The organism is Bacteroides sp. D2 (assembly GCF_025147085.1).
GTDB lineage: Bacteria > Bacteroidota > Bacteroidia > Bacteroidales > Bacteroidaceae > Bacteroides.
This window is the reverse complement of the sequence record NZ_CP102261.1, coordinates 1,350,517-1,363,234: the sequence shown is the minus strand read 5'-3', so window position 1 is coordinate 1,363,234 and position 12,718 is coordinate 1,350,517. Positions and strand designations below refer to the sequence as shown.

At 39.7% G+C, this 12,718-nt stretch carries 13 protein-coding genes; all 13 read left to right on the top strand.

Features of this window, described 5'->3' with window-relative positions; all coding sequences use genetic code 11:
• Positions 1-106 precede the first annotated feature (106 nt).
• The 13 genes from NQ505_RS04835 to NQ505_RS04775 all read left to right on the top strand — a co-directional run bounded on the left by NQ505_RS04835 (position 107) and on the right by NQ505_RS04775 (position 12,716).
• Positions 107-610, top strand: coding sequence for an HU family DNA-binding protein (locus NQ505_RS04835; protein ID WP_009001357.1), 504 nt, complete (start codon positions 107-109; stop codon positions 608-610).
• 84 nt (positions 611-694) lie between these two features.
• Positions 695-1,222 (top strand): N-acetylmuramoyl-L-alanine amidase, encoded by a 528-nt coding sequence (locus NQ505_RS04830; RefSeq protein ID WP_009001358.1) that lies wholly within the window; start codon positions 695-697, stop codon positions 1,220-1,222.
• Between the two features lie 5 nt (positions 1,223-1,227).
• Positions 1,228-1,323 carry a smalltalk protein gene (locus NQ505_RS04825; RefSeq protein WP_005681936.1) on the top strand — a complete coding sequence of 32 codons (96 nt, stop codon included), beginning with the start codon at positions 1,228-1,230 and terminating at the stop codon, positions 1,321-1,323.
• Between the two features lie 98 nt (positions 1,324-1,421).
• Positions 1,422-4,427 (top strand): hypothetical protein, encoded by a 3,006-nt coding sequence (locus NQ505_RS04820; RefSeq protein WP_009001359.1) that lies wholly within the window; start codon positions 1,422-1,424, stop codon positions 4,425-4,427.
• Complete coding sequence (locus tag NQ505_RS04815; protein WP_009001360.1) at positions 4,424-8,734, top strand: polymorphic toxin type 10 domain-containing protein; 4,311 nt, start codon at positions 4,424-4,426, stop codon at positions 8,732-8,734. Before NQ505_RS04820 ends, NQ505_RS04815 begins: the two co-directional genes overlap by 4 nt.
• A complete protein-coding gene (locus NQ505_RS04810; protein WP_008641559.1) occupies positions 8,734-9,009 on the top strand; it encodes an Imm27 family immunity protein in 276 nt (91 codons plus the stop codon). The genes NQ505_RS04815 and NQ505_RS04810 overlap by 1 nt, the downstream gene beginning before the upstream one ends.
• Before the next feature lie 141 nt (positions 9,010-9,150).
• Positions 9,151-9,333 (top strand): hypothetical protein, encoded by a 183-nt coding sequence (locus tag NQ505_RS04805; RefSeq protein ID WP_009001362.1) that lies wholly within the window; start codon positions 9,151-9,153, stop codon positions 9,331-9,333.
• Positions 9,334-9,575: 242 nt separating this feature from the next.
• A complete protein-coding gene (locus tag NQ505_RS04800) occupies positions 9,576-9,806 on the top strand; it encodes a hypothetical protein (RefSeq protein WP_009001363.1) in 231 nt (76 codons plus the stop codon).
• A 4-nt stretch (positions 9,807-9,810) separates the two neighbouring features.
• Positions 9,811-10,068 (top strand): hypothetical protein, encoded by a 258-nt coding sequence (locus NQ505_RS04795; protein ID WP_008641562.1) that lies wholly within the window; start codon positions 9,811-9,813, stop codon positions 10,066-10,068.
• Positions 10,069-10,254: 186 nt separating this feature from the next.
• Entirely contained in the window at positions 10,255-10,383 is a 129-nt protein-coding gene (locus NQ505_RS04790; protein WP_015531948.1) for a hypothetical protein, read from the top strand.
• Positions 10,384-10,575: 192 nt separating this feature from the next.
• Positions 10,576-11,475, top strand: coding sequence for a methyltransferase domain-containing protein (locus NQ505_RS04785; protein WP_009001364.1), 900 nt, complete (start codon positions 10,576-10,578; stop codon positions 11,473-11,475).
• Positions 11,476-11,478: 3 nt separating this feature from the next.
• The gene (locus tag NQ505_RS04780) at positions 11,479-12,360 is read left to right on the top strand and encodes a cell division protein FtsX (protein WP_009001365.1); all 882 of its coding nucleotides are present in this window, start codon (positions 11,479-11,481) and stop codon (positions 12,358-12,360) included.
• Between the two features lie 113 nt (positions 12,361-12,473).
• On the top strand, positions 12,474-12,716 hold the full coding sequence (locus tag NQ505_RS04775; protein WP_009001366.1) for a DUF3098 domain-containing protein: 243 nt from the start codon (positions 12,474-12,476) through the stop codon (positions 12,714-12,716).
• The last annotated feature ends 2 nt before the right edge of the window (positions 12,717-12,718 follow it).

Below are 12,718 nucleotides of genomic sequence, written 5' to 3'. Positions count from 1 at the left end.
GAAAAAATGATTGGGTCAGTCTGAATAATACCCGTATCTTTACAGTGTTATTAAGCTTAAGGACAACACTAAACTAATTTATTAACACGTAAAAACTATTACAATTATGCCAGTATTGTACAAACCCTTCCAGTCCGTTCTGGAAGACAAGAACAAAAAGAAATTATTTCATCCCCGTGTGATATACACGGCCAATGTGTCAACCACCCAACTCGCCAAAGAGATAGCCGCTTACTCGTCTCTCTCCACCGGTGACGTGAAGAATACGCTCGATAATCTGGTGACAGTGGCTGCCCAGCATCTGCAAGCATCGGAAAGTGTAACGCTCGACGGCTTCGGGACTTTCCGTATGGTGATGAAGTCCAACGGCAAAGGGGTGGAACTGCCGGAAAAAGTATCGGCTGCCCAGGCTTCCCTTACCGTCCGCTTCCTGCCCAACTATACCAAGAATCCCGACCGTACCACCGCTACCCGTTCTTTGGTGACAGGTGCTAAGTGCGTCCGTTTCGACCTTGCCGATACTTCGGCTTCGGGTGGCGGAAATAGCGGTGAACCCGATGACGGTGGTGGTTCCGGCGGCAGTGGAGAAGCACCGGATCCGGCAGCATAGCCTGTCTGTATGACGCAACACAAACACGAATGGCTGACTAAACGGAACTTTTTAACTAGGCTAGTAAACTAATTATCCACTAACATGCGAATTATTAATTTAATCGTGGTGCACTGCAGTGCCACGCGGGGGGATTGTACGCTCTCTCCGGAAGATTTGGACCGGTTGCACCGACGTCGGGGATTCAACGGAACAGGCTATCACTACTACATCCGCAAGGATGGAACAGTGCACCTCACCCGCCCCATCGAACGTGTCGGAGCGCACGCAAAAGGTTTCAATGCTCATTCAATAGGTATCTGCTATGAGGGTGGTCTGGACTGCCGGGAACGCCCGGCAGATACCCGGACTCCGGCGCAGCGGGCCACGCTCCGGCAACTCGTCGGGCAACTACAGGAGAAATTCCCCGGCTGCCGGGTATGCGGACACCGGGATCTTTCACCGGACTTGAACAGAAACGGTGAGATAGAGTCGGAAGAGTGGATTAAATCGTGCCCGTGTTTTGAGGTGGCAAAGGAATTCAAGGAACTTGAGGAGTTTGCTATCAAAACAGAAAACACGGAAGAACACAGAGTATCACAACACATTAAAGAACAGAAAGGAGGTAAATGATGGCAATGAAGAAATCAGTATGGGATATGATCCTTAAGGTGGTTATCGCAGTGGCTTCGGCTTTGGCTGGCGTTTTGGGCGCTAATGCGATGAATCTGTAATTAGTTGAATTGTGGGACGTGCGCGCCGTCCTGCAATTTTGATGGTTAGATAATTAATTGAACGATAGATAATTAGAAATATAAAAATATTTATTAAAATGCAGAAAACAATATATATACAGAAGATTTTTTTACTCATTGTAGTGACTTTCAGTTACTCAATTGCTATGGCGCAGCAGTTTAAGTCACCGGATGTGATGCCGTCTTCTCCCCAAAGTCAGTTAATAGAAAATTTTTATGAGAAATATTTCAATAATGATATTTCAGCTCGTGGAGAAAAGACTATTGATATCAATTTATATGATATTGAAGTGAAAGGCCTCAATATTCCCATTAATATCTCATATAATACTTGTGGAGTCAAATATAAACAACCGTCTGGTGATGTCGGAGTGGGCTGGACATTATCCCCTGCCGCCAGAATATCTAGGACGATTATTGGCTATCCGGATGAAGCAATGAAAAGAGTGCCTACATTATTTGATGATTTAAATAAATTGAATAATCATATCGATGTAGACAAATATCTGTCTGCTTTTTCGTCTGGAATAATGGGTAATGTCTCCTATTTCTCTGTCGCATCGTGGGACCAGGGATGTGATATTTTTACATTTAGTACATTAAGCGAGAGTGGTCATTTTGTTTTTCCAGATCCGTCTACATTGGATAAGGTTGAAATCCTGGAAAAGATAAATTGCCAAATTACTCCTATCTTAACAGGAGGATTGCTGACCGGGTTTCAAATTGTTGATGGACATGGTATTACTTATAATTATGGTGGTAATGCCAGCGAACATGTTCATGAGGACGCCTATCGAACGGATATTTCGTCGGGAACTACAGGATGGGCTCTGAAAAGTATTGTAACGGCGAAAAATGATACGGTTCGTTTTGACTATGTCGGATATACGGACCGTTCTATTACAGAGCCGGAATATAAGACGTTGTCTGTAAATGATTCTTATGCTTACCGTATGTACGTACAAGATGAAGGAGATGTCCGAGTACAACAAGAATATGAATTAAGCACTGCGCTGAACTTTAATATAACTTTACCCAACTATACAACTTTCTTATTGTCAGGGATTGAGGCGAATGGAATAAAAGTGAATTTCTTTCGTGCGTCGGCAGATGGCATTTACTCCAACGCAGTAGATAGTATAACCGTTGTCGATAAACAGTCTGGTGATATTATAAAACAAATCAACCTCTCATATTCCGGGATGAACAAACGACCGCATTTCTTTTTAGACAGGCTGGAAATGGATGGCCAAAAATATTACTTGTCATATTATACACCTTCTGACTTAGGATTGGGTGAATATGATAATACGCATTATACATCTGATTTATGGGGATATTATTTGTATTCTTCCACATCGTTGGATAAAGTGGATCTGCCTGTAATAAGCCGTGAATTTGTAGATGATAGTTTTGTGTTTTTTAAACCCGTTCCTGGAGCAAGCTTGTACGATGATGTCATCAAGAAATTATCCCGGATTATTCCAAATGTGAACTTCAAAAATGATTCGGATAACACAAAAGCACATCTTTTTTCTTTGAAGAAGATATATTTTCCTACCGGTGGGTCACAAGAATTCATATATGAACCCAATGAGTATTTATTGAATTCCGCTCGTGTGAAGGGGGCCGGTATCAGATTGAGTAATGTTAAAACTTATGATGATAATGGCAATTTACATGAGCAAAGGTATAAATATGGAGAAAATGAGGATGGAATTGGTGTTCCTAGTTTTCATTTGAGTTGTGAAACCTTTGCAGATGTGAAACAGAACAGAATACAATATAGAACATCTCCAGGGCTTTATGATTATGTCTCATTTTGCTCACGTATTTATTCTCCGGTGGCTTTTGGAGATGCTAACATTAGTAGTAATTTTTTCGTAGAATATCCGCAAGTACATGTATATAACAAACAGGAAAAGGGTGAAAATAAGATTTCGTATCTTTTTAATCTTCCCCAACCTCTTTATATAGATGTGATGCCTGAAAATACTAATGAGAAATATGTAGGGAGCCCTGATTTACTGAATAACCGGGGATGGAAATCTTATATACACAGATATCAATATGGAATAAAGACTAACATTGCATCATGCCGGTACTTTAATTCGGACGGACGTTTAGTTAAAAAGGAAGATTATACCTATTGTAGAAGCGCTGGTCTGGTTATGGACGGAGGAATTAAAATGGAGCAAGTTGTTATTTCTGTTTATCAGGATACGTATGATTTTGCTCATACGATCGAGCTTTCCAGGCCATCTCTTTTCAAATATATGACTTACTCGGTCATGTCCGGAAGGGATTTGTTGAGTAAGAAAGTCGTTAGTGAATATTTTGACGGGGGAACAGTTGTGTCAGAAGAAGGTTATGTCTATGATGATAAGAACCAGTTGATAAAAGTTATTCGTACCTCTCAAAATGGTGGTGGTGATTGTAGGATAAAGAATATAAAGTACCCCTATAACTATACAGATGCCATAAGTAATCTTATGGTAGAAAGGAATATGCTCGATTATCCGGTTGAAACTATAACCGAATATAATGGTAAGGAAGTTTATCGTGAACAGATAAAATATGGGCTGTATCAAAATCTGCTATTACCTGCTTATGTTGATATATCTCACGATGGTCCCCTTGGGCTGAAAAGAGAAATGACTTATGTATCGTATGATAAAAAAGGAAATATATTAGAATATGTTGATAAAAATAATAATCATACCTGCTATATATGGGGATATAATTATAAATATCCTATAGCGGAAATACAAGGGACGACATACGACTCTGTAAAAAGCGTTTTAGGTCATGAAAATAATGATTTATCCTATCTGCAAGGATATGGAGAATATCAATTAGAGCGTGAGCTAAATAAACTACGGATGGCTTTTAGAGATAACCATCCGGTCTTTATTAAAACGTTTCTGTATAAACCGTACGTCGGGGTTACTTCAATAACTACTTCTGATGGCTTTACTACTAGATATGGCTATGATCAGTTTGGTCACCTTAAAGAATCTTATTTGGAAAGAAACGGAAGAAAACAATTAATTCAGGAATTTAAATACAATTATAAGCTATGATAAAACAACTTCGGATCATAATATTATTAATATTGTTGGGTACAGGCACTTGTCTAACGGCACAAAATAATACTGTCACTCCTTTATTTGCGGGAAAAATAGGCTATCATCAATATTTTGGGAGTGATATTCTACTTAAAGACGTAGTTTCTCCTTCAGGGGGGAACGGGACTTATTCTATATCGTGGGAATACCGGTATACTGATTCAAATGAATGGAGTGAGATTACCCGGCTTGCTCAATCTGACTATGAGGGGGGATGCTTGGTTTCATCCCAATACTTCAATACATACAGAGCGGAAGGGGTATATATCAGAAGAAAGGTTGTAAGTGGTACCTTGGTTGCATATTCTTCGGATATTAGAGTGAAAAGGCTCACAGAACCTTTGTCTTTTACCAATAGAGGCGGGGAGGCTTATATTGATCTTACTAAGCATTGTCCTTCGCTGCCTGGTGATTTTATTTGTACAGAATTATGGCTTGGAGAAAATACATCTGATTGGTGTAGTTTCCTGTATACCGGATGGGAAAACACGGATCATCCTGCTACTGTAAAAATAGAAGTTATGAGAAATTTCGGGGATAACCGTAGTGGGCAGATTGAACTTTTGTATCGTGGATTTTCACGTAATAGCAATTTTTCTATAGACATGAGTAACTACCAGAAGTATAAAGTTACCGTAAAAGTTGAACAGAATTGGAATTTTACCGATGATGTTTTCTTGTTGCTTTTACCTACACAGGAGGAACCTATTAATCCGGGTGAAACTTCTTATGGTGTTTGGGTGGATAATGACGGGATGAGGGATGATTTGTTCAGATGGTGGCAATACAGTCATGACCAGATACATTGGGTAGATGTCTTTGATGTACCGGATTTGAGAACAGTATATCAGCCGGGTCCGCTGTATCAAACCACTTATTTCAGAATGATGGCTAATGACGGGGTTGATGTATATACTTCGAATATTGTGTCTATAAAGGTGCGTGAGAAATTGAACCTTTCGTCAAAGAATTATATACATACGCGTACTTATACTACTCCGGATGGAATGGAATTCAGGGATGATGTTGAATATTTTGACGGTTTGGGGCGTTCCATTGAAAATGTCAAAGTGAAGCATAGTGTTGATGATACGGATTTGTTGTCAATTACAGAGTATGATAAAATGGGACGTTTATTTAGAGAATGGCTGCCTGGGGTATCGGAACCCGGCAATTGTGGTGCATTTGTCGAAGCGGAAGAGTTGAGGAATAGTTCTGTTTTGTCTAATGGAAACGATGTTATGCCTTATACAAAAACGTTATATGAAAATTCGGCTATAGGGAAAGTGGAGAGCCGATATGGTCCGGGTATGGAATGGCATAATCGGGGAAAAGGGGTTAATAGCAGATATTTAACAAACGTATCCAAAGATACTACCTTGTTGGACTTGTGCGATTCATTGGTGTGCTTGCGTTATACCGTGCCGACTGATAGAACACGACTTTTTGTTAGTTGTGCAGGAACCTATGCTTCCGGGGAACTATATGTCGTAAAAGAGGTTGATGAAGACAATCATGTAAGGTATGAATTTACGGATAAAGAAGGAAGGATCGTACTGATTCGCAGTATAAATGGTAATGAAGGAATGGATGACACATACTATATATATGATATATTCGGAAATTTACGGGTTGTTCTTCCTCCGATGTGTTCTGCCAATTTTTGTTCAGGTTCTCTTACGGATAGTGCTTCTGTTTTATCCGATTATGCTTTCTTGTATAAGTACGATACCCGTAACCGTTGTATTGGGAAAAAACAGCCTGGTTGCGAGTGGGTAGAATTAGTGTATGATCGTTGCGACCGATTGATTTTTACTCAAAATGGAAAAGAACGGGCAAATAATGAATGGGCTTTTCATTTGGAAGATTTGTCGGGGCGCTCTGTGTTGACCGGTGTTTACCGCGGTACGCCTGATTTTCAGAATTGTGCTTCAGAGGATATTTATGCTGAATTTACTTCAAATACAGATTTGCCTTGCTATGGATATACTATTTATGGATTGCAGAATCATTATTTGGACATACAACAGGTTTATTTTTATGATACTTATGAATATCAGAACTTATTGCCGGATTCTTTGTCTTCACTATGGTATGTATTTGATAATAATTACGGGGAACACTATGAGAATAGCCAGAGTTCACCTCATTGCAAAGAACAACTAACAGGAAGTATCGTTCGAATATTGGGAACGGAAGAATACCAGTATGCCAGTTATTATTATGATTATTATCATAATCTGATTCAGGAACGTAAGACGACATCGGGTGGAAATAAGAAAGTAAATAAATCGCTTTTTAATTTTCTCAAGCAGCCTGTGAGTGTCCGCTCGGAATACGAAGGAGGAGTTTTAAATAAATTGTATAGTTATGATCGTGCAGGAAGGCTGATTCACGAAAGACATTGTGTCGTAGATAAGGATACTATTGATCTGTTGTATGGTTATGACAAGTTAGGAAGGCTAAAAAGACTGGAACGTATTCATGGAAAAGATTCGGTAATTACAGAAAATGCCTATAATATACGTAGCTGGCTGACCGGTATTGATAGTAATGCAGGGTTTGTAGAGCAATTGCATTATGTGGACGGATTGGGGATTCCCTGTTATAATGGAAATATTAGTAGTATGACATGGGAGGCTGATGGTATGAAAAGAGGTTATAAATTTATGTATGATGGCAGAAGCCGCCTGCTTCGTGCTGTATATGGTGAAGGTGAAGGCTTGAATGTCAATCAGGATCGTTTTAATGAAGAGATAACCGGGTATGATAAAAATGGGAATATCCTTGGTATTAAAAGATGCGGAAAGAGATCAGAGGATGAATATGGCTTAATAGATAACCTTGTCATGAGTTATAATGGAAATCAATTGAAGGCTGTATCTGATAGTGTAACAGGTTCTGCCCATGCTGATAGTTTTGAATTTAAAGATGGAGCAGATCTGCCGGTCGAATACTATTATGACTCAAACGGAAATTTAATACAAGATTTAAACAAAAAGATTTCTGAAATTCAGTATAATTATTTAAATTTACCCAGCCGTATAGAGTTTGAGGATGGAGGTGTTATTTCCTATCTTTATGATGCCAAAGGAACAATGTTCCGAACAACGCACGTAATAGCCGGAAAGACCACAACTACTGATTACTTTGACGATGCGATCTATGAAAATGGTGTGCTCACTACTTTGTTGACGGAGTTGGGATATATCTCCCTTGTTGATGGCAAGTATCATTATTACTTGAAAGATCACCAGGGTAATAATCGTGTGGTTGTGGGACAGAATGGCAGTGTGGAGGAGGTGAATCATTATTATCCTTTTGGTGGTACATTTGCTTCGACTTCATCTGTCCAGCCTTACAAGTACAACGGTAAGGAACTGGATAGACAAGGTGGTCTTGACTGGTATGATTATGGAGCGAGACATTATGATGTGGCGTTAGGGAGATGGCATGTTGTAGATCCGATGGCGGAGAAATATTATTTGTGGTCTCCGTATGCGTATTGCCTGGGAAATCCGGTGAGGTTTATTGATCCAACAGGGATGGTTACGGAAATTCCTCCGGGTTTCTGGGCATCTTTTGGCAAAGGCTTCTCTCAACCGTTTGTTAGTTTTTGGAATGCCGTTACTCATCCGGTGGAAACCGTTACGAATGTAGTGAATTCTATAAAGAGCGTAACTCCTACCGAAGCAGGGTTTGGTGTTGGTGAGCAAGTGCTAAGAAGTCCAATGAGTCCGTTAGGCAGTACGTTTAATCAACTGGATGTGGCACAAGCCATCGCATATGATAAGGCCAATGGTACCATGACTTCAGCAGAAGTTATTGGGAATCAGTGGGGAGATATCGCGTTTGATGCCGTAACAACAGCGGTAGGTGCAGGAGTAGGAAGAGGTACTGGACTTTACAAAGGGCAGACCCTTGTAACTAATAGTATACCTCAAAAGGTTGCTCGTGTCATCCCTGATGGAATAAAAACTTCTATGCTTGGAGCTCCTAATCAATCTGATGTATTTGTTACCGCAGCTAAAGACATAAAGGGATTAAATGCAATGCAGATAGCTAATAAATTGACAATACCTCAAAGTAGTTCTGGATTTAAGGTGATTGAATTTAGAACTCCGATGAATGGTCTTGCTTCTCCAATAAATAGAACAAATCCTGGATTTGTAGGAAAAGGAAGAACTTTAGGGGGAGCTAGAGAATTTACTATACCAAATCAACAAATACCTAAAGATGCCATAATTAAAATTGTAAAATAATGATATATTCAAATGAAACTGAATTTGCAGGTTCCTGGTTATTAGAAAATGGGAATGTAAAAGATGATAATGTATCTATGCGTATTAAAGATTTAATCGTTAATTATTTATCAGAAATAGCAATGACTGATGATGGGTGGCAACGGCTATATCAAGACCCTAATGACGGACGATATTGGGAGTTGTCATATCCACATTCAGATTGGGAAGGAGGAGGACCACCATCACTTAAGAATATATCACAGCTTGAGGCTAAAAATAAATATAAAATTTAATATTGTCTTTATGGTCGTTATAATTTATGCTACAAAAGTACACGCATACGCGATATATAGCAAATCTAATTTACATTAACTCTATTATTAATCTAGATCATGTAAATATTGCGGATTTTATCGTATTAAAACCATAATAATATGAATAAATATGAAGGTATGACTGTCAATGAATGTCTTTATGTTAGTGGCTTAATAGATGAATTTTATAAAGCAGTTGAGAAAAAAGATATCGAAGCTGTTATATCCATCTTAAAAAGGGTGGAGTTATCGAATAATCAAATTGAGCCTATTTTAGTAACGTTAAATTTACCCTATATTTAATAGTTTGTTTAATTTGCCCTGATATAATTTGCTTAGAAAATGGGTAATTTGTATCAGGGTATTTTATATTCGCAGAGGTTATTGGGAATCAGTGGGGAGATATCGCATTTGATGCCGTAACAACAGGAGCAGGGGTAGGAAAAGTTACCGGAACGTTAGGAAAAGCGAGTTCGGGTGTAGAAAAGGTGAAAGGGTTAGGTAATCCATTCAAGAATATGACACTTGACTAGGTCAGGACATCGATGGATAAGCATGTAGATGCAGGAAAACTGAAAGTAGTTGTTGTTGATCGTGAAACAGGACTTAATAAAACTTATTCTAATAATAAATCTGGATATTCTTATAATTTGGATGAAGGAGGTCCTACAAGAATTGGTAGAAAGAAAATGATAGAGCCGCCTCATATTGATGTGAACTATCCAAAACCTAAGCCTAAGAATATTGAAAAGAAAAAATTATTTGTAAACTATTAATATTATGATTAGCGTAATAACAAGTGGAATGGAAAGTAGAGTGTATCTCGACAATGAAGGTATTGATGATATGATTCATTATTTAACTTATTTGAGAGAGAAAAATGAGACAACTTATGATCTAATTGAAGGCAATGAGTTAGATAGACTTGATGAGGATCTAGTTCTTGATGGCTTTGAGCATATAACACATCTGGAATTGATATACATCAATGCCTTTGATAGAGATGATGGTACAGTAAGAATCATAGAGGAGGATTAATATTTCTTACCATTCTCGTGTTTTACCCTGGTATAAGTTGATTAGAAAACAACCAATTTGTATCAGGGTATTTTATATTCTTTATTATGATGCCAAAGGAGCAACGTTCCGAACAATACACATAATAGTTGATGGGTGAAGTGCATACAAGATGTATAGGTGGTATTAGTAGGACGTAACTTGCTTATGTTGTACAATAAAGCTCCATTTGATCCGGAATCTACGGCAAGCACCGGAACCTGGGGGCAGGGCATAGACAACTTCCGTCAACCCAGCTACAGAAACATGGGCTTTTCCGTTAATCTGACTTTTTAATCTTTCTTCAAAAAGATATCTTGTTCCGATATGAGCTGTCAAAACTACTCTCATCTTGTATCGGGGCAACTCTTCTATTAAAAGTCCTTAACGAAAGCCCATTACATCACTTTTTATTTGTTTCTTTGCACCAAATTCGGGTATAGTGTTGTCTTGTCATTCGAGGCAGCACTTAATTTTGCTTAGAAATTAATGGAGAAACTCAGTATAAATGCTTGTCCGGTGTGTGGCGGTACGCACTTGAAACGCGTCATGACTTGTACGGATTTTTATGCTTCGGGCGAACAGTTTGAACTGCATTCGTGTGAGGACTGTGGATTTACATTCACACAAGGAGTTCCCGTGGAAGCAGAGATAGGCAAGTATTATGAGACTCCCGACTACATCTCCCACACTGATACGCGCAAGGGCGCGATGAATAATATCTACCATTACGTACGTTCTTATATGCTGGGCCGCAAAGCGCGCTTGGTAGCTAAGGAAGCGCATCGCAAGACGGGGCGTTTGCTTGATATAGGTACGGGAACCGGCTATTTTTCCGATACAATGGTTCGTCGGGGATGGAAGGTAGAGGCAGTGGAGAAAAGTCCGCAGGCACGTGAGTTTGCAAAAACACATTTCGAACTGGATGTAAAGCCCGAATCGGCTCTGAAAGAGTTTGCTCCTGCTAGTTTTGATGTCATCACTCTCTGGCATGTGATGGAGCATCTCGAATCTTTGAATGAGACTTGGGAGACGCTTCGCGAACTGCTGACAGAAAAAGGAGTATTGATTGTGGCAGTACCCAACTGCTCTTCTTATGATGCCAAGCGCTACGGTGAGTATTGGGCGGCTTATGACGTTCCCCGTCATCTTTGGCATTTCACTCCGGGCACTATACAACAGTTGGCTTCCCGCCATGGTTTTATTATGGCGGCACGTCATCCGATGCCGTTCGATGCGTTTTACGTATCTATGTTGAGCGAGAAACATCGTGGCAGTTCATGCAGTTTCCTGAAAGGGATGTTTGCCGGGACGTTGGCCTGGTTCAATGCTTTGGGAAGGAAAGAACGCAGCAGTTCAATGATTTATGTATTCCGAAAAAAGAGATAACGCATGGGAAATCAAAACAAATATAAGTCAGGTTCGATTTTCGACATGCAGTTCATCACGTCGAGTATCAGTACGACACTGGTATTGCTGTTGCTGGGACTGGTTGTCTTTTTCGTATTGACAGCGCACAATCTTTCCGTATATGTCCGCGAGAATATCAGTTTCTCCGTTCTTATCAGTGACGACATGAAAGAAGCGGATATACTGAAACTTCAGAAGAAGCTGAATCAGGAACCTTTCGTGAAACAATCCGAATATATCTCTAAAAAACAAGCATTGAAAGAACAGACGGAAGCAATGGGAACAGATCCGGAAGAATTCCTGGGCTATAACCCTTTTACCGCTTCCATCGAAATCAAACTCCATTCTGACTATGCCAACTCGGACAGCATTGCGAAGATAGAGAAATTGATTAAAAAGAACACCAACATACAAGATGTGCTCTATCGAAAGGAGTTGATTGACGCCGTGAATGATAACATACGAAATATCAGTCTGGTACTGCTTGCCTTGGCAGTAGTGCTTACTTTTATCTCTTTTGCCTTGATAAACAATACCATAAGACTGGCTATTTACTCCAAACGCTTCCTCATTCACACCATGAAACTGGTAGGGGCGAGTTGGGGATTCATCCGGGGGCCATTCCTTCGAAAGAATGTATGGAGCGGGATATTGGCAGCCATCGTTGCCGATTCCATATTGATGGGGACCGCTTATTGGGCCGTGACGTATGAACAGGAATTGCTTCAGGTCATCACGCCTGAAGTCATGTTGATAGTCTGTGCAAGCGTATTGGCGTTTGGAATTGTAATAACGTGGCTATGCGCCTATTTCTCTATGAATAAATACTTGAGAATGAAAGCAAACAGCCTGTACTATATTTAGCGGATGGCGAATGGCTGACGGCAAACCTGTGTTTGCGTGTGACTGGCATCCGTAACAACCGACTGATAGATTAAGGGAATGATTGAAATTAGTAATTTGTAATTAAATAAACTATGTCTGACAAGCAGAAATTTGCCTTTGATAAAGTGAACTTTATCTTGCTCGCAATAGGGATGGCGATTGTTATTATCGGCTTTCTATTGATGACGGGACCTACATCGTCCGAAACGCTTTTTGAACCCGATATTTTCAGTGTACGCAGAATCAAGGTAGCGCCGGTCGTTTGCCTGTTTGGCTTTATATCTATGATTTATGCAGTATTGCGCAAACCTAAAACACAAAAAACAGAAGAATAAAG